The sequence below is a fragment of the Faecalicoccus acidiformans genome, assembly GCF_014202635.1.
Taxonomy (GTDB): Bacteria; Bacillota_I; Bacilli_A; order Erysipelotrichales; family Erysipelotrichaceae; genus Faecalicoccus; species Faecalicoccus acidiformans.
In genome coordinates this window covers 57,942-74,922 of sequence record NZ_JACHHD010000006.1, presented here as the reverse complement: position 1 = coordinate 74,922, position 16,981 = coordinate 57,942, and the positions used below count along the sequence as shown (strand labels likewise).

Sequence of the window (16,981 nt, the reverse complement as noted above, 5' to 3'; positions counted from 1 at the left end):
TTATTTCCTCCTGCATTGTGTCTCCGTGATCAAAACATCCATATCCACGTCGTGTTCTTCTTTCTTAAAGATCATTTCTTGACAATCAAAGGCCACTCCGATTTTTAAGGCTTTTGTCTGCTTTAAGAACCGATCATAATACCCTTTTCCATATCCTTTGCGATGAAAACCGCAAAAGCCGGTCATCGGAACGATGATCACATCCAAATCTTTTGGCCGACAAGCCTGTCCGGCAGGTTCTTTAACATGATAAGCTCCTTCTTCCAATTCCCCCTGATACCGACAAAAATTCATGGACTCTGGACCTGTAACTTTGGGTAAATATAAATTTGGATACGAAAGTAAAGGAGTGAAAACATCCACTTCACCTTGAATTGGAACATAAAGACCGATATTCCCTTTTAAAAAAGGCAAAAGTTGAGTAACAATTGCCTCTTCCTTTTGTCTTCTTTGCAAGGGGGTCAATGCCTTTCTATTTTGAATACACTGTGCTCTATCCAATGGAATCACTCATATCTAATTTCAACATCTGGTTAAGTTCCACAGCATATTCCATTGGTAATTCTCTGGTAAATGGTTCTAAAAAGCCCATGACGATCATTTCCGTTGCCTGTGATTTTGTCAAACCGCGGCTCATCAAATAGAACAGTTGTTCCTCGCTGATATTTGAAACGGTCGCTTCATGCTCAATCTGTGAGGTATCATTTTCCGAGAAATTCAATGGAATCGTATCGCTGCGAGACATCTCATCCAGAATCAAAGTATCGCATTCCACTTTGCTTTTAGCATAGGCCGCTTTTTTAGAATGCTTGACCCATCCGCGATAGTTCACTTCTCCGCCCTGTCGTGCCACCGATTTGGAAATAATATTGCTCGTGGTGTGTGGCGCTAAATGGATCATTTTGCTTCCAGCATCTTGCTTCTGTCCTTTACTTCCAACAGCAATCGAAACGGTCGTTCCTTTTGCATAAGGTTCTGCCAAGATACAAGCAGGATATTTCATATTGATATGCGAACCAATATTTCCATCTATCCATTCCATATGTCCGTTTTCATAAACTATAGCGCGTTTAGTCACCAAGTTTATGATATTGTTTGACCAGTTTTGAACTGTACTATAGCGACAGCGGGCATTTTTATGTACATAGATCTCTACGACTGCTGCATGTAAAGAATCCTTGGAGTAAATCGGAGCTGTACACCCTTCAACATAATGCACATCGGCTCCCTCATCCACGATGATCAAGGTTCTTTCAAACTGTCCCATGCTCATGGAATTGATACGGAAATATGACTGCAACGGTTTTTCCAAAGTCACTCCTTTAGGAACATAGATGAAAGAGCCCCCGGACCAAACCGCCGTATTTAAAGCAGCATATTTATTATCTGTATACGGAACGATCTTGCCAAAATACTCTTTGACGAGCTCCGGGCATTCTCGCAAGGCAGTATCGGTATCAAAAAATAAGACACCTTTCTTTTGAACCTCATCCAACATATTGTGATATACGACTTCGCTCTCGTATTGCGTACTGACGCCCGCTAAAAATTTTTGTTCTGCTTCCGGTATTCCCAATTTATCAAACGTATTACGAATCGTATCAGGAACTTCATCCCAGGATTTCTCTTGTTTATCGCTTGGCTTGATATAATATGTATATTCATCGAAATCAATATGACTCAAATCTGGACCCCAGTTCGGATTTTTTTGTTCTACAAAGGATTGATATGCTTTTAAGCGAAGATCCAACATCCATTCTGGTTCTTTTTTAATAGAACTTATCGTTCGAACCACATCTTCATTCAATCCTTTTTGTGTTTTGAAAACACTGGTGTCTTCATCATGAAAGCCATATTCATATTCATTGGATAATTTTAGATTTTTTTCTTCCATTACTTTCCTTCGCTTTCTTTGATCATATCACGTAAGGCTTTCCAGCCAATCGTAGCGCAATTGATTCGATTGGCTTGTTTACCCACATTTTGAAAGGCAATTGCTTCTTCCAAAAGATCTTCGTCATACTCTTTTTGATCGATCATCGAGAAATAATTCCGAATGATCTCAACAGCCTCTTCCTTTGTCTTTCCTTTAACCAATTCACTCATAATACTAGTGCTGGCCGTAGAGATCGTACAAGCCTGTCCGTCAAAACGCACATCTTCAATACGATCTTGATCGAATTTAACTTGTACCGTAATATCGTCAATACAAGATTCGCTAGCCATATGTTTCGATTGGTACGATGGCTCATCGCTTAAATGATGATTTCGCGGATATTGATAATGATCCATAATAATATCTCGCAACAAGTTTGGATCAATTTCACTCATGTTTTAGCCCCCTTTAAAAAAAGATTCCAATACAATTTTCCAGTGTGGCTTCCTGAAGAGCTGACACCAGCTGATCTACTTCTTCTTTCGTGTTATAAATATAAAAACTGGCACGACAAGTTCCAGGAACCTGCAGGACATCGACCAGCATCTTAGCACAATGAGTTCCAGAGCGAACTGCAATCCCTTTCGTATTCAGAAAGCTCGCCACATCTTGCGCCGGGATCATTTGGCCTTTATCAAAAACATTGAATGTACAAATTCCGCTTTGGGCATGTTCATTATAAAAATGAATGGTCTTTAAAGACTTCGCTTTTTCTAAAAAGTATTGTTTCAATTCCCATTCATGGGCATGAATCACATCTTTTCCAATTGACTGAATATAATCGATGGCGGCACCTAATCCAAGAACACCTTCAATTGGCTGTGTACCGCTTTCATATTTTAAAGGTGTCTCTTTTAAGATCAATGTTCCGCTGCGATCAAAACGAGCATTGCTTTCGCCTCCGTAGTAAACAGGATCCAAGGCATCCAATAATTCTTTTTTCCCGTAAAGTACGCCCACCCCTGTAGGTCCGCACATCTTATGTGCGCTGAAGGCAAAAAAGTCCACATCCAAATCTTGAACATCAATTGGGATATGAGGTGTGCTTTGCGCCCCATCCACAACTACAAGTGCATCATGTTCATGGGCCAGCTTAGTGATTTCTTTGATAGGTGCCTCAAAGCCTAAAACATTGGAGACTTGTGCCAGACAAACCACCTTGACCTTTTCATGCAAAGCTTTTTTAAAGTTTTCAATCGTGATCTTTCCTTCTTCATCTAAAGGAATATATTCGACTTTGGTCTTCCGGCTTTGGCTCGCATGGATCCAAGGCAACACGCTGCTGGCGTGTTCACTTTCATCGCTCAAAATCACATCACCTGCTTGAAGGCGCTGATTTGACAACATCAAAGCTACTTGGTTCAACCCCTCAGAACTTCCTGAATTAAAAATAATCTCTTCTGGATATCGTGCATTCAGAAAGGCCGCGGTCTTCTTTCGAGTCCCTTCGTAAGCCGCATCAACCTGAGCACTCATTTCGTAATCCCCGCGATGAGCATTGGCACCTAAATACGTATAATAATGCATAACTGCATCGATGACAGGTTGCGGTTTCAGAGTCGTTGCGCCATTATCAAGATAGACTAAAGGACGATGATTCATCGTCCGTTGTAAAATTGGAAAATCTTTCCGACACTCATCGATCTTCATACAGTCCCACCTTGCTTTCCATCGTCTGTTGAAGTTCTTTTTTCAATTCCTGATCTTTAATTCTATCTAAGACAGGAAGTAAATAACCGATGCTCAACAGCCCCATCGATTGTCTATGTGTTAAGCCGCGAGAGCGCAAGTAATATAATTGATCCTCATCCGGCTGTCCAATCGTTTGCGCATGACTGGCTTTGACATCGTTTTCATCAATCAACAATAAAGGGATAACTTTGGCCTTATGATCCTTTCCTAGAGTCAAAACGCGCGTTGTTTGATGAGATGCGGCTTCTTTACACCCCTTTTTAATGTTTCCAGTGGCAACCATTTGATAATCTGCCCGGTCTAGGAGAACCGCAAAATTGCGCATCAATCCAGTTGTATGTTTTGCCAAGTGAAGAACCTCGATCGTATTGTGTTTTTGCAGATCAGATTGTCCTAATTGTCCGCTCAAAAGATCAAAAAAAGCTCCTTCTTGAGAAAGCGTAACCTTTAAATTTAAATCAAAGGCAGCCTCTTCCATATCTAAAAAACCCATCTGGCATTTTGCCTCTTTTTGAAGTTCAATTTGGCATTCAAATTCAATTGGGGACTTTTGTGCATGATAAACCATTAGATCACATTGGGCATATGGTGCCAAAACAATATGAACTTGTTTGGTTTGGCTTCCTTCATCTAAGGACAAAAATAAAGAACCCGTTTGCCCTGAATCGATTTGCACCTCTAATTTTTCTTCCTGGCCCAGATGCAAAGTCTCCTTAAAAGACTGGCTATATCGCTTTTCCATGATCATCGCTTCGCTCCGCAAAGACCGATACTGGAAGGGCGAGAGGTCTGTTCTTGTTTTCGAGCAGAGACCTGGTATTCTTTTTCCAGCCATTCATACCCTTGGCTGTCAATTTTTTCTATCAGTTCCTTGCCGCCAGATACAACGATCTTTCCATCAATCAAAACATGTGCATGAGTCGGATTCAAATACTCATAAAACCGAGCATAGTGAGAAACTACAAGAAGACCGGCTCCTGTCTCCTTTTGACAGTCATGGATCGCTTCGCTTACGATTTTTAGGGCATCGACATCTAAACCTGAATCAATTTCATCTAACATAGCGATCGATGGTTTCAACATCATCATTTGAACGATTTCATTCCGTTTCTTTTCTCCGCCCGAGAATCCGTCATTTAAAAACCGATGTGCCAGATCGGGTTTCATTTCTAATTTTTGGATAGCTTTATCCATTTCTTTGATAAAGCGAAACAAACTAATAGGAGATTCTTGCCGTGCATTGATGCAAGACCGCAAAAAATCAGAGTTGGTTACTCCGCTGATCTCGCTAGGGTACTGCATTCCTAAAAACAACCCTTCACGGCTTCTTTCGTCCACCTCCATGGACAAGACATCTTTTCCATCTAATGTAATCGATCCTTGCGTAATCGTATATTTTGGATTTCCCATGATGGCTGCCAACAAAGTACTCTTTCCGTTTCCGTTTGGCCCCATCAAAGCATGACATTCGTTAGAACGAACCACCAAATCCAATCCTTTTAATATTTCTTTATCTTCTACAGATACATGTAAATCCTTAATAACGAGTTCTGTCATTTCTCTTTCCTCTTTTCCTGTACTAGTGTAACAAATAAGTCCTTAAATCTCAATTCAGACGATTGGAAGATTCATTGCATTTTAAGTCGTTATTGGCTATAATGAGAAAGATTTTTAAGGAGGATCGACATGAATGAATTTTTAAGAAACAACTGGTTTGTTGTCGTGATCGCCGTTATCATCATCGCATTTATTTCTTACTTCATTTATGATGAGACTAAATATAATGTCAGCAAGGCATCTGCAGATGGTCAGGAAGTTCTGGCAAGCATCGATGAAAAGTCCATCACGGCTCAAGATCTATACGATTATTCAACACCATTTGACAGTTCTCTAATCTATAATTTATATCGGAATCAGGTCGTGGAACAAAGCATTGAAGCAACCGAGGACATGGAAACGGATGCAAAAGAATTAGAAGATGCAATCAACTCGAATAGCTCCGGCACTACAAATTATGAAGCTTCGATTGCTCAAGAGTTGGCTATGTATGGTTATAAGGGGTATGAGCAGCTTTATGATTATTGTCTGATGACCGTCAAAGAAGCACAGTTACAGCGTGATTATATTGAAGATCATTTTGAAGAGTGTACCGAGCCTTTAAAAGAAAACAATCCGCGTACGATTTCCATCATCTCCATGAGTGTCACCGATCCTACTTCTTTGACCGAGGATGAACAAAAGAAAAAGGATAACATCGATAAAGCTTTAGAAAGCGAAAGCTTTGCGGATGCCGCAACAGCATATTCAGAAGATACCTCAACAGCTTCTAATGAAGGATTCTATGGCTACATTGACACGGGAGCTTTATCCAGCAGCTCGTCAAATTCTTTAGATGCTACCGTTGTGCAAGCTGCTTTAGATCTGGACAAAGGAGAAACCAGTGACTGGATTACAGTTACTGATTCAAATACTGGCTTATCTAGTTTATATCGTGTCCATGTTGATGAAACTGATATTCAATCCATTTGGGATTCTAAAAATGAAACTGTTTCAAACAGCATTCTTTCTGCAGTATTAAATGCTGATTCAACATTAAGTTATCGTATCGTCGAAGAGTATGCTAAAGATCTAGATATCCAATTCGAAGATGAAGAAACACAGAATAAGCTGGAAGACTATCTGGCCCAGCAGTTAGGAGATGATAGTGATGAAAGCGAATAAAGTAAAGGGACTTTTGGTTATTGGATGTACCTGTATGCTTATAGGAGGCTGCAGCAATTCCGCAACCATCAATAATGCTTCCGATGTTTTATTTACGGTAGGTGAAACCACTGTGACTCGTGGTGATGAGTATGATCTTGTCAAAAATGCAAATGGTTCAACTTTGACGATTGAATTAGTTCGACAAGCTATCATGGATGAAGAAATTGGAAGAACCGAAGAAATCCAGAAAGAAGCAGAAGAACAATACGAGTCCAATGCTTCCAGTGTGGACAATTATGAGGAAAGCTTAAAAGAAGCAGGGTATAAAGACAAAGATGATTACATCGAAAAAGTGATCATCCCTACAATCCAACAAGAAAAGCTCCTCGATCAATATTTCACGGATGCAAAAGAAGAAATTACTAAAACTTATAAACCGACGATTGCCAAAATCTTGGAATGTGACACTCGAGAAGATGCCAAAAATGCTCTGAGCGCCCTTCAAGACGGAAAAGATGAAGCAACCGTATGGGATACTTATTCTAGAGAATCCGCTAACTTCTCTAACGAAGAAATCGTCGTATCGACATTAATGGAAGAAACTTTACCAACATATGTCATCAACACCCTCTATTCGCAAGATGAAGCTGGAATCGTCGACGAAGTCATGACCGACGACGAATCGGAAGATGGTCCATATTATGTCGCCATCCTCGTTAGCAAGGATTATGACGAAAACAAAGAGAAAATTCAGGAAAACTTAACATTACGCAACAGTGATCAAATTGATAACGATTGTTTGGTTTACTATATGAAGAAGCATAATTTAGAATTCCATGATCAAGAGATCTTCGACAGCATTCGTTCCACAAATCCAGAATATATCGTCAATCACCCTGAATTAGCAGAAGAGGAAGGTCAATAACGACCTTCCTCTTTTAGTTTCTTCATTTCTTCATCAAGAACACTGCGGAACTGAAATTCTTCAACATTCTGTAGCCCAATATGATACAGAAGATGGACATCTTCCTGATCAAAAAGATAAAAATGTTGTGAATCCAACGTTCCTTCCGGCCAAAGACAAGCGGCATAATCATACACTTTAGACGAGTCTTTTTGTGCTTGTAATCGACCGACGATCATCAATTTTTTTGTACCGTTTTTTAAGGTGACTACGGTTCCAATCGGCATCAGCTCTTTCATGCGCATCGTACTCCTTTCTTTGTTTAATAGCTGACATTGATCTTAAAACCTAGACCCGCAATAAATCCCAATTTTGTTCCAAACTCCCATTCACGATTCTTATGATGATAAGAAAGTTTAGCTTCGGCACTTCCTAAGGAACCTTCCGCTGTTAGAGTGATGCGAGCTCCAAAAAAATTAAATGCCAAGCTCGCCTCCCCTTTAAGTGCTGCTGCTCCGATGCCTGCTTCTAAAGTCTGTTCATTTTTGTTCAAAACACAAGTTGCTTCTGCATAGATTGTCCCTGCCGATCCTTTAGCGCTTGCCGTAGCATACACATTATTCGTACCAACCCGGCCGCTGATTTGCGCAGACAACAACGAAGCCTGCGCTTTAGCATTTATTTCCAGGCGCGGATCCCACTGTTTGTCTTTCCAAAGCCCAAGCTCACAAGACCCTTTGACTTGAAAGTCGCCGATCTTGGCACGGGCAGCGACACTCGCATAGCGCATATGAAAGGTTGCACCAGCTTCTTTATACGCCCAAGAAGCACTTGCTGATAAATGTGTTTTTTTATCTTGTTTCATCAAATGCGCAACCGCATTCCAGTTTTCATAATGAGTGGTCTGCACAGTTCCATTTTGGATGTAGGTTGATATATAGCCGCTATTCCATAGATTGTTTTCAGCTGCTTCATATACATTGGCGCTTTGATTCAAATGATTCACGAGGCCATTGACGAGGCTCTGGATCTGGGAATGACGTTGAACGATCGAATAATTTGCACTCTCAACAAAAGCCTTTCTGCGACAAGCCAGGCCCAGGGCAACATCACGATAAATCCCTGTATCAATCGACATCAATGATCAGCTCCTGGATCTGAAGTTGGATCATTTGATACAATTTTGAAAATTGAAGAGCCAGGGCGACACCTTCTCTAGGCTCCGCCCCCAGTTCCATTCGCTGCTTTGCCCATAAGACATATTGTGCTAATTCTTCGTAATACCACTTCAAGCTTTGATTCATACCTGGATCCCTTGCGAAAGAATCTGTTCATTTTCCTGATAAGTCTGTGCTGTTTGATCTAAAAAGATTGCATATTGATCCAAGGCTTCTACATAAGAACGAAATACGGGATCCAATTGTTGAAACTGCTCCATCAATCGCATAGAAGCAGGCGATTGCCAAATCGATTCGATCTGATGCATGCGTTTTTGGATATCGTGAAACAAAGCCTGAACATTTTGATTCATTGTTTTTAACTGATTGGCATAATCAAAAACTTCCTGAGAAGAAATATGTAAAGATGACATATGTGACCTCCTTTATGCCAACGTTCTCGCCTTGGCAACACGATCTTCCTGAACTTGTTGATATAGACGAGCACTTTGAGACAAGTATTGAGCATATTCATCAATTACATTGGTCAATTTTTGTAAATGAGGTCGAAATTGATCTAATTGATTGATGAAAGCTTGATGATCACTTCCGTGCCAAACTGCCTGCATTTGGTGCATACGTGCATAGATTTGTTCGATCATCTGCTGATATTGAGAAGATTTTTGTTTCAGATAAGCAGCTCCTTGTGCCACTTCTTCAATGTTGACTGTTATTTTCATTAAACTTTCACTCCTATACTAAAATAAAATGATCTCCGGATATAACGGCATTGTCTCCAAAAGACAACTCAGGATCCAAAACTCTGTGATTTTCTAAATGATAAAAGAAGTGGTCAAACTCCGTTTTGGGAAGATCCCAAGATAAAGAGATATCTTCTAAAAAAGTTCGAACCAATACGACATCCCGGATCCAAACATGGTGCATTTTTCTTTGATCGAATATTCGAATATGCAACAAAAACTCATTCATACTTCCTCTTCTTTTTCTTCTAAATAAAAGACTTCATTGCCAATCCAGACAATACGATTCGTCGGCAAACCCAAAGGCATGGAGCGTTTCAATAAATACACATATTCTCGCAATCCATTTCCCATCCATACGATATCCGCATCATAAATCAATGAAAGAAACTCTGGATTTTGCGGATCTAATCCAGGAGACAACAAATTAAATAAATAGACATCTGCTGGTTTTAAAGAATTCTTTTGAATCACAAGATTCATCTGTTTAAGTCGTGAAATATATTCTTTTTCAAGTATTTCTTGCAGAGATGGCTGCACATAGGCAAAAACCAGTTTTCTTTGTTGAGTCCAAAATACTTCTTTTTGTTGAACTGGATCAAAACCTAAATAAAAATCATGTTCAACTGCCTTTAATGAAAAACTTGAATTTTTACTTTTGATCCTATTCCCTTCAAAATGATGAAATAGAATTTTATGCAATTGTTTCTTTTCCAAGATTAAACCTATCTCATGCGTGCAAGAGACATTAACTTGAACATAGCACCCAAAAAATTCTCGAATCTCATCGACCGACCGATAAGAAATACAGATTCTATGATGAGCCAAAGAGAGCCAGGATTTTGCTTTCTGATCCCATGTATCCAATAGAACGATCCAAGTACACATCGCATTTTGAAGAGGCTGTAACTGATCAAATGTCAATTGATTTCCAGGAATCAGCCATAGAGACTGACTTTGGAAACTGTGAATGCGGCAAACTTCATGCATGCTTAAAACTTGATCACAAAATGAAAGGTATATTGGTTCCATCCCAAATACAGGTTCCTTCACCCATCCGCAAAAATTGCGTAACCATTCTTTCGTTTCTGAAAAGAAAGATGAATAAACCAGTGTAATTGTTTGCGGTCTAGGGATCCATGCAGACATTGAACAAGTCTCACAGTAATCAATCAAAGCAATTTCTTCATTTTCAAAAGCGTTCTGATCCAGAGGACAAACGATCCAGTCTCTTTGTGAGTCTGATTTTGGTATAGTCGATGCAATATGTTCAAATACAGTGCATCGATCTTGATGGTACTGACCAATCGTTTTTCCTTTGGCATCCACTTCGCGATAGCCGTCCGCAAACCGATAGATCTTTTCTTGAAGATAAAAGCTTCTCCCTCTCCATTCGGTTGACTCATTTTGTACTTGTAAGATAAATTCTCCAGGCAGTTTCAGATCTTGCGCTTTCTCATGATGAAGGACTTCGTAGGAATCCATTTTCGATCCTACCTGCAAACAAATTCGAAAACCTGTATTAGCCCAAATTTGATCATCGATCACACCCATAGGTTTTTGAGTTGACATCAGACAATGAATCCCTAATGACCTGCCGATACGGGCGATTTCTTTGAGTTGACTCATAAAATCCGGAAGGATCATCTTCAGCTGTGCCATTTCATCAATTACCACCAAAACATGGGGCATTGGATGATCAAAAAAAACTTTATTATAAGCATCGATATGAACCTTCATCCCCGGATGATCCTTCGCAAAGATCTGAAGTCTCTTTTGTCGCTGTCTCAAAAATGCCTGAAGGCTGATTCCAAAGCGTGCAGCTTCTTCAACTTCTAAATTCGTCAGATATCCTTTACAGTGAGAAAACTCATAAAACGCCTGTCCAAAAGCTCCACCTTTGAAATCAATCAGCAGATATTGAAGCTCATTTGGAGTATTCAAAGAGACCAACTGTAATAAAAGATTGGTTAATAATTCACTCTTTCCGCTTCCGGTCATTCCCGCAATAAATCCATGAGGCCCATGTTGAGTTTCACTTAGATCCAAATGCACTTTTTCATGATCTTGCGTCATTCCTAATATCACATTCAAATCGGGACGATTGTGACTTTTCTCTGTTTTCTGAAAGGCCGGCAGAATAGATTGAGACAATTCTTTTTGATTCTGCAACAAGCAGACCTCACGATACAGTTTCCTTGAAGGCCGAGTCCAAGCGATGTGTTCAGGAGATAGAACTCTTTGTGGATCCTTTATGACATCAGTGATACAGATCTTTTGTGAAATAGAACTAAGGTCAACAAACGATTCTCGAATCAAGAAAATGAATTCATCTTTAGGATCGATCTTTTGTTGTAAGGACTCCCATTCTTTTTTGTCCCGAACCAAAGTCGAATGACCGCTGATACGACAACCAGGATGCATCAAAAAGGGATGATGAGGATTCATTTTGGAATCAATCCAAATCCATTTACGACCCTTTCGATAGCCGCGCAAAACCCACTGCAGAAAGAAAGACTCAATCATCTCTTCCGATAAAGGGTGGATACAGACAGACTCATTCTGATGAAGCACCCTGGGCACCTTGATAGGAGTTAATAAACTTTCTACTAAGTTTGCTTGCCTTTGATACAATGGTTCATCAGCCTGCAGATAATTTGGCTTTCGATACATCACTTTAAGCCATGGAACATCCAAATAACCAATCCAAAGTTCAAAATCACAATCTGCCTGATTTTGGAAATTCGACAGATCAAGTTGATAAAAATGGAGTTGCTGTTGAATGATATGTTCAATCTTTTGTTTTTGCATGACAATCTGCGATCGAAATTGTTCTAAGTATGTTAAATACTTCGTTTCTTGCTTTTTGATATCCGTCTGCTGATCTTTAAAAGTTACATGTCGATTCCATAAACCATAGCCGGCAAAGGCCAATCCCATAGAAAGGGAATTCAACAAAAGCATATTCATAGAAGATTTCTGCTCAGGCATCCATAACCAAATCACAATGGCACTGCATAAACCGGAAATCAAAATCAAAAAAGAAGAGCCTACGGCTTGAAACCATTTTGTTTTTTTGATAGGAGTCACACTCTGAGGACTTTCCAACTCCGTTTCTACGACATCCCATTTTGCCAAAGGGACAAGACCCGTAGATAAATGAGGAATGTCTGGTTTTGAAAAAGAAGAAATGACAGATATTTGTCCCTTGCAGGAAAAACCAGTGACCATCACTTCATCAAACCAATACAATTCCTGATTGCCAAACACAATATGATCTCCCGGTTTCAATCGACATTCTTTTTTCCGAATCCCATTGATATATGTACCATTGGTACTGCCTAGATCCTGGAAATGATCCTGACTCAATACAAAATGGATTTTAGAAATCGTTGGATCTGATAAAGAAACATCGCATGTCGAATCCCTGCCAAAAGTTATCTTTTTAAAAACAGGAAGCAATTTCCAAATATTTGGATTGGGTGCCAGTTGGATCATCCATTCTTGGTCTTCCGCCTGAATTCGAGCTCCTTTTTTTGATAATCGAATCTTTTGATCCGGTAAAACCACATAGATCGATTCTCGTTCTTTTTGAAATTTGAGATTTTCGTATACAAGTTCCTCATCCACTTCCTGAAACAGACAACGATCATCCTTCAAAATCTTGATTCTTATCATGTTTTCTTAAAATGATCAAAACCACAGCTCCGATAAGAACGATTGTTCCAATCCCGATTATGGGCAGCCATGAGAATGGTCTTTCTTCCATAACTTTTAAAGTTTTATAAAATGTCGTGATGTTATCTGAATTGTCAATCGCCTTTGCTTCGATCGTCGTCGTTGGATCTTCAATTACAAACTCAAGAAATTCATTCCCTAAGACATCTTTTTTTAAAAGATCCAGGTCTGCTTTTTTCCCATTAATCACAATCTCGACAAATCGATCTTGCGAATACGACTGTGTATTGACTAAAGTGATAAGAACGCGATCATGCAGTTGAAGTTTCGCAAGATCGCAATCTTTTCCTGCACGGACTTGAATCAACGGTCGCGTATGATCTTCGATCTCTTTTTCTTGTTTTTCTAATATCACTTGTTGAGAATCATTGATTTTCCATGTTCTATGCACTTTTTGAATATCTTGTATATTTCCAGGTATCCAACTTGTATTGACTGTTTCTATTTCTTTTTCTTCTTTTTCATCGGATTGCTTTTCTGACTTCAACTCTTCCATTGTATCCTGAATCGGAGTTTTCGGAGTTGTAGGCAAAACCGGAGGTATCACTTGAAGATCAAATGTATAGTTCGAAACATTTCCCACTGGATCTTGCCCTTGAATCAACACAGAAAAAGCGGAAAAATCAGGCCAAGAAGTCCAAAGAGAATTCAAATTTTCGATTTCAATTTGCTTTCCTTGTACCCAGGCAAAAACCTTCGTCGACGTTGGCTCATCCCAAACCATGTTCAAACTTGAGCGCTGAGAGAACAGATTCAAAGTACCAGGATGCAAGATTTGATCACCATGTAATACAGTTAAATATGGTTTCTTGGCATCGATCGTTACAATTTGATCGTGTGAAAAGAATCGACCAAACAAATCGTTGCCATTCACTGTAATTCTATATGTGACTGCTTCTCCCTCTCTTTTTAATAGCGTTAGATCTTCTAAAGTTGTATACGTATGAACGGATTGTCCATCGTCCACTCGAACCTCTACCCTCTCAATAAAATCTGGCCCGATAAATTGTATAGGAATGTCTTGATTAGATATCGTGGTTTGAGAAAGAATTTGAATCTTTGGCTGTTCACACGAAAAGAAAAACATGAGCGATTCTGAACCATTGATCAATACCGGTTCTTTGCAATCTAAATATTCCAGTTTCACTTGTATCTTTCCAGATCTTGACAAAGTGAATGAAACTTGTTTTTTTCCCTGACAGTCGATGGTCTGCGTAAGTTCATCATTGACATAGATTTTTGCCTGTACTTTGTCTAAACAAACCGATCCAAACTCAATCTGATGTGTATCTTTTAATGTGTATGTTTTTTCCAATTGTAACTGAGCTTCCAGATTGGATAATGCATGTACTCGGATTTCTTTTGTAAAGGTTTCTTCCAAGACGTTGATAACTTCGATTTGTATCTTTTGATTATCCAGCCCCACCGGGATCTCAAAAGTTCCATCAACGATCTCAAAGAGATAAGGGTTTTCATCGATCCATACCGAAACTGACTGGACATCCTCTTCGACATATACTTCTAAAACACTCTCGTCATACAGATCAAGATGATCTAGCACCTCTCTTTGATTACACCATACCGATAAAACAGGCTCCTCTTTCACTTCCACGGGTGGTGGCTTGTCTTCTTGAGCCAGCACTGACATTGGCATTCCCAAGCCGAGACAAAACAATAAGCATAGTATCTTTTTCATGCTGTCCTCCTGTCCAAATCCTTAAAGATCTCTACGATCTCTTCATTCTGAAACTCTTGCAGCCACAGCTCTGGTACATCTAAATCTTTTATATTCCGCGTTCTTAAAAACAGGATGTACTCCGTATGAACAAGTGTCAGTTCTAAGAAACTCTCTTTTTCCTTTAAAACTAATTCTTGATTCCAAGAGGAAATCAGATCATTAACCAGATTTCGTTCTTCTTTCTCTAATATGATCTCTTTATCCAATAAAACTTGTTCGAATTGTAAAAAATGATAAGCTTGATTTAATCCGGAAGGTTCCTGAACAATTTGTTTCAAAAGCTTTTGTATATTGGGATATGTCAAAGGATCCTGAAAGCGTAAAACAGCCAGTTGCGACTCTAATGAAAGAGACTCCAAGGTTCTTTGGGGCACATGATCCATCAGATACTGAATAATGTTTTCATTTCCGCTCAAGATCCCTTGATCTAAAAAAAATGAAGCTACATCTGCATCTTTCAAAACATCTGTTTCAAAACGTTGATCGATAATCCACTTTGATAAAAGCTCCTGTGCCTTGATAGGACGCGATCCTCGTAATTCCAGAAATTCCTTTTCATATTCTTGAACAACATCTGCGGGTGTAAAAGATCGAAACATGGAGAAGAAAACAGACAGAATGATTGAAATCATTAAAATTCCGATTCTTTTTCCCCATAACAGCCGATTCAATCCATGTCGAGCCTCAGAAATAGAAGCATACCTCTTCAACGGATCCTTTCGTCTGCATTTCCACAGCCAGAACCGTATGAGCCCTAATGGAAAGAATTGCTTAAACACAGCTCCTATCGTGTAGATATCTGCTGATTCCTCCTTTCTTCGTGAATCCAAAAGCTCTGGAGCCATATATCTTTGTGTTCCTAAACTTGCCCGATGAGAACCCGTTGGAATACAAGCGTTAAAATCGATCAAACAAAGATGCTCTTGTACGACAATCAGGTTTTCCGGCTTTAGATCAATATAAAGAAATCCCTGTTCATGAAGTTTTCCCAAGAGGTCCATCAGTTCCAAAACGAAGTGTTTGCGACATCGTCGCAAACTTTTTCGATGTGCTCGAGCCCATGATTTTAAGTCTTCTCCTTCAAACCATGTCTCTATCAGCGCAATCAAATGATCATTTTCCCATACATCGACTAGTTGCGGAATATACGGAGTTTGAATTTGAGACAATACATCGATTTCCATCTTGAACTGGTGATAAAAAAGAGGAGAACATTGTAAGCGGTCCAATGATTTTTTTATGTAACGTTTCCCTGTCATTTGATCTTCGACCAGATCGACTTTCAGATTGTTTTTATCAGACAGATGTTTACAGAGTCGGTAACGATCACGATCCGGCATCTTCTTGATGAAAGCGGAAACTACAACTTCCAAAAGAAATAACCATTTGATCCTTGAGGCGCATCTTTCGAATCACTTTTTTGTCATTCAGATAAGTACCGTTTTTACTTTTCAGATCTTTGATATAGTATCGGTCATTCTCACAAAGAATCTCGGCATGCTTTAAGGAAATAGAGTCGTCAGGTAATCGTATATCCGATGCGATGGAGCGACCGATCAAAGTAGTCTCGAAGCGCAATTCGAAGCGCTGGTTATCTTGCAGAGACTCTAAACAAGCCCCTTGATCAATGGTATGGCCAATCAACTGCGTCTGATCTTGAGATGATAATGGTTCGTCTTGCCATAAAACAGATGAATCGTATAAAATGCGAACTGGCTCTTTTAAACGAAAGATCTCTTTTTTATGATTCCAGAAAAATATGGACCGTTTCGGATGAAAGGTTCGTTTTAATTGATCTAACCCTAAGACCAGGTTGGGCAAAGAGAACTCTTTTGCCTGTAAAAACCGAACCAGAAATCCCGGAATCTCATAATCTGTCGTCGTCTTAAAATGATCACGAAGATACTGGACCCATTCCTGAATCTGGACTTTTTGAAACATCCATTCTTCCAGACGCAAAGGTACAACCAAAAAGAAAAAGGCATCCCCGTATCCTGAAACAAAAACAAATGATGGATCGAATAAGACAGGTTTGTTGCGATTGACTGCTATCGCACATTCGAAAAGATTCTTTAAGAAAAGATATCCATCTTCATTTTCAAAGGATACTTGGTCTAAAAAATCGGATAAAGTGACCAGGTCTTGTGTAGAATATCGAATCAAGGCCCGCTTTGGATCATGAAGCATCGATTTCAGGCAATAATCATCCGCTGCCATCTTCTTGAAAATATTGACATCTAATTGATCTGGACGATTTAAAACAACGTCCAAGGCCGAAGATGTTCTTGAAATGACGCGGACCCATTCTTGCATAGTGTTTCACCTCTTTGTAACCTCACTATTAGATACGGT

Annotated in this window: 18 protein-coding genes; 2 read left to right on the top strand and 16 right to left on the bottom strand. The window is 39.5% G+C overall.

Features of this window, described 5'->3' with window-relative positions; all coding sequences use genetic code 11:
* From HNQ43_RS04095 to sufC, 6 genes are read right to left on the bottom strand one after another with little or no spacing between them, the layout of a single operon-like run.
* Positions 1 to 501, bottom strand: a complete 501-nt coding sequence (locus HNQ43_RS04095; RefSeq protein WP_183375055.1) for a 5-formyltetrahydrofolate cyclo-ligase — start codon at positions 499 to 501, stop codon at positions 1 to 3.
* Complete coding sequence (gene sufB, locus HNQ43_RS04090) at positions 494 to 1,894, bottom strand: Fe-S cluster assembly protein SufB (RefSeq protein ID WP_183375053.1); 1,401 nt, start codon at positions 1,892 to 1,894, stop codon at positions 494 to 496. Before sufB ends, HNQ43_RS04095 begins: the two co-directional genes overlap by 8 nt.
* Positions 1,894 to 2,331, bottom strand: coding sequence for a Fe-S cluster assembly sulfur transfer protein SufU (gene sufU, locus HNQ43_RS04085; protein WP_183375051.1), 438 nt, complete (start codon positions 2,329 to 2,331; stop codon positions 1,894 to 1,896). Before sufU ends, sufB begins: the two co-directional genes overlap by 1 nt.
* A 13-nt stretch (positions 2,332 to 2,344) precedes the next feature.
* Positions 2,345 to 3,586: an aminotransferase class V-fold PLP-dependent enzyme gene (locus tag HNQ43_RS04080; RefSeq protein WP_183375049.1), complete on the bottom strand. Its 1,242-nt coding sequence runs from the start codon at positions 3,584 to 3,586 to the stop codon at positions 2,345 to 2,347.
* Positions 3,573 to 4,370, bottom strand: coding sequence for a SufD family Fe-S cluster assembly protein (locus tag HNQ43_RS04075; protein ID WP_183375047.1), 798 nt, complete (start codon positions 4,368 to 4,370; stop codon positions 3,573 to 3,575). The genes HNQ43_RS04080 and HNQ43_RS04075 overlap by 14 nt, the downstream gene beginning before the upstream one ends.
* 2 nt (positions 4,371 to 4,372) lie before the next feature.
* A complete protein-coding gene (gene sufC, locus HNQ43_RS04070; protein ID WP_183375045.1) occupies positions 4,373 to 5,185 on the bottom strand; it encodes a Fe-S cluster assembly ATPase SufC in 813 nt (270 codons plus the stop codon).
* A 129-nt stretch (positions 5,186 to 5,314) separates the two neighbouring features.
* On the opposite strand from sufC, the gene HNQ43_RS04065 reads away from it, so the two are divergent.
* Positions 5,315 to 6,349 (top strand): peptidylprolyl isomerase, encoded by a 1,035-nt coding sequence (locus HNQ43_RS04065; RefSeq protein WP_183375042.1) that lies wholly within the window; start codon positions 5,315 to 5,317, stop codon positions 6,347 to 6,349.
* Positions 6,336 to 7,256, top strand: coding sequence for a peptidylprolyl isomerase PrsA family protein (locus tag HNQ43_RS04060; protein ID WP_183375040.1), 921 nt, complete (start codon positions 6,336 to 6,338; stop codon positions 7,254 to 7,256). The genes HNQ43_RS04065 and HNQ43_RS04060 overlap by 14 nt, the downstream gene beginning before the upstream one ends.
* Here the strand turns inward: HNQ43_RS04060 and HNQ43_RS04055 are convergent.
* The 10 genes from HNQ43_RS04055 to HNQ43_RS04010 are packed head-to-tail and all read right to left on the bottom strand — an operon-like array spanning position 7,250 to position 16,942.
* A complete protein-coding gene (locus HNQ43_RS04055) occupies positions 7,250 to 7,534 on the bottom strand; it encodes a DUF4176 domain-containing protein (RefSeq protein ID WP_183375038.1) in 285 nt (94 codons plus the stop codon). The genes HNQ43_RS04060 and HNQ43_RS04055 overlap by 7 nt on opposite strands.
* Positions 7,535 to 7,557: 23 nt before the next feature.
* Positions 7,558 to 8,373 carry a hypothetical protein gene (locus tag HNQ43_RS04050; RefSeq protein WP_183375036.1) on the bottom strand — a complete coding sequence of 272 codons (816 nt, stop codon included), beginning with the start codon at positions 8,371 to 8,373 and terminating at the stop codon, positions 7,558 to 7,560.
* On the bottom strand, positions 8,363 to 8,539 hold the full coding sequence (locus tag HNQ43_RS04045; protein ID WP_183375034.1) for a hypothetical protein: 177 nt from the start codon (positions 8,537 to 8,539) through the stop codon (positions 8,363 to 8,365). The genes HNQ43_RS04050 and HNQ43_RS04045 overlap by 11 nt, the downstream gene beginning before the upstream one ends.
* Positions 8,536 to 8,826 (bottom strand): WXG100 family type VII secretion target, encoded by a 291-nt coding sequence (locus tag HNQ43_RS04040; RefSeq protein WP_183375032.1) that lies wholly within the window; start codon positions 8,824 to 8,826, stop codon positions 8,536 to 8,538. Before HNQ43_RS04040 ends, HNQ43_RS04045 begins: the two co-directional genes overlap by 4 nt.
* Positions 8,827 to 8,838: 12 nt before the next feature.
* Positions 8,839 to 9,132: a WXG100 family type VII secretion target gene (locus HNQ43_RS04035; protein WP_183375025.1), complete on the bottom strand. Its 294-nt coding sequence runs from the start codon at positions 9,130 to 9,132 to the stop codon at positions 8,839 to 8,841.
* Positions 9,133 to 9,145: 13 nt separating this feature from the next.
* Positions 9,146 to 9,382, bottom strand: coding sequence for a hypothetical protein (locus HNQ43_RS04030; RefSeq protein WP_183375023.1), 237 nt, complete (start codon positions 9,380 to 9,382; stop codon positions 9,146 to 9,148).
* Positions 9,379 to 12,831, bottom strand: coding sequence for an FHA domain-containing protein (locus tag HNQ43_RS04025; RefSeq protein WP_183375021.1), 3,453 nt, complete (start codon positions 12,829 to 12,831; stop codon positions 9,379 to 9,381). Before HNQ43_RS04025 ends, HNQ43_RS04030 begins: the two co-directional genes overlap by 4 nt.
* Complete coding sequence (locus tag HNQ43_RS04020; protein ID WP_183375019.1) at positions 12,803 to 14,587, bottom strand: hypothetical protein; 1,785 nt, start codon at positions 14,585 to 14,587, stop codon at positions 12,803 to 12,805. The genes HNQ43_RS04025 and HNQ43_RS04020 overlap by 29 nt, the downstream gene beginning before the upstream one ends.
* Complete coding sequence (locus HNQ43_RS04015; protein ID WP_183375017.1) at positions 14,584 to 16,002, bottom strand: serine/threonine protein kinase; 1,419 nt, start codon at positions 16,000 to 16,002, stop codon at positions 14,584 to 14,586. Before HNQ43_RS04015 ends, HNQ43_RS04020 begins: the two co-directional genes overlap by 4 nt.
* Entirely contained in the window at positions 15,956 to 16,942 is a 987-nt protein-coding gene (locus HNQ43_RS04010) for an FHA domain-containing protein (protein WP_183375014.1), read from the bottom strand. The genes HNQ43_RS04015 and HNQ43_RS04010 overlap by 47 nt, the downstream gene beginning before the upstream one ends.
* Between the last annotated feature and the right edge of the window lie 39 nt (positions 16,943 to 16,981).

Coding starts and splice junctions, on each gene's coding strand:
- sufB (WP_183375053.1), bottom strand. CDS start 1,894: ATGGAAGAAAAAAATCTAAAATTATCCAATGAATATGAATATGGCTTT.
- sufU (WP_183375051.1), bottom strand. CDS start 2,331: ATGAGTGAAATTGATCCAAACTTGTTGCGAGATATTATTATGGATCAT.
- HNQ43_RS04080 (WP_183375049.1), bottom strand. CDS start 3,586: ATGAAGATCGATGAGTGTCGGAAAGATTTTCCAATTTTACAACGGACG.
- HNQ43_RS04075 (WP_183375047.1), bottom strand. CDS start 4,370: ATGGAAAAGCGATATAGCCAGTCTTTTAAGGAGACTTTGCATCTGGGC.
- sufC (WP_183375045.1), bottom strand. CDS start 5,185: ATGACAGAACTCGTTATTAAGGATTTACATGTATCTGTAGAAGATAAA.
- HNQ43_RS04065 (WP_183375042.1), top strand. CDS start 5,315: ATGAATGAATTTTTAAGAAACAACTGGTTTGTTGTCGTGATCGCCGTT.
- HNQ43_RS04060 (WP_183375040.1), top strand. CDS start 6,336: ATGAAAGCGAATAAAGTAAAGGGACTTTTGGTTATTGGATGTACCTGT.
- HNQ43_RS04055 (WP_183375038.1), bottom strand. CDS start 7,534: ATGAAAGAGCTGATGCCGATTGGAACCGTAGTCACCTTAAAAAACGGT.
- HNQ43_RS04050 (WP_183375036.1), bottom strand. CDS start 8,373: ATGTCGATTGATACAGGGATTTATCGTGATGTTGCCCTGGGCCTGGCT.
- HNQ43_RS04045 (WP_183375034.1), bottom strand. CDS start 8,539: ATGAATCAAAGCTTGAAGTGGTATTACGAAGAATTAGCACAATATGTC.
- HNQ43_RS04040 (WP_183375032.1), bottom strand. CDS start 8,826: ATGTCATCTTTACATATTTCTTCTCAGGAAGTTTTTGATTATGCCAAT.
- HNQ43_RS04035 (WP_183375025.1), bottom strand. CDS start 9,132: ATGAAAATAACAGTCAACATTGAAGAAGTGGCACAAGGAGCTGCTTAT.
- HNQ43_RS04030 (WP_183375023.1), bottom strand. CDS start 9,382: ATGAATGAGTTTTTGTTGCATATTCGAATATTCGATCAAAGAAAAATG.
- HNQ43_RS04025 (WP_183375021.1), bottom strand. CDS start 12,831: ATGATAAGAATCAAGATTTTGAAGGATGATCGTTGTCTGTTTCAGGAA.
- HNQ43_RS04020 (WP_183375019.1), bottom strand. CDS start 14,587: ATGAAAAAGATACTATGCTTATTGTTTTGTCTCGGCTTGGGAATGCCA.
- HNQ43_RS04010 (WP_183375014.1), bottom strand. CDS start 16,942: ATGCAAGAATGGGTCCGCGTCATTTCAAGAACATCTTCGGCCTTGGAC.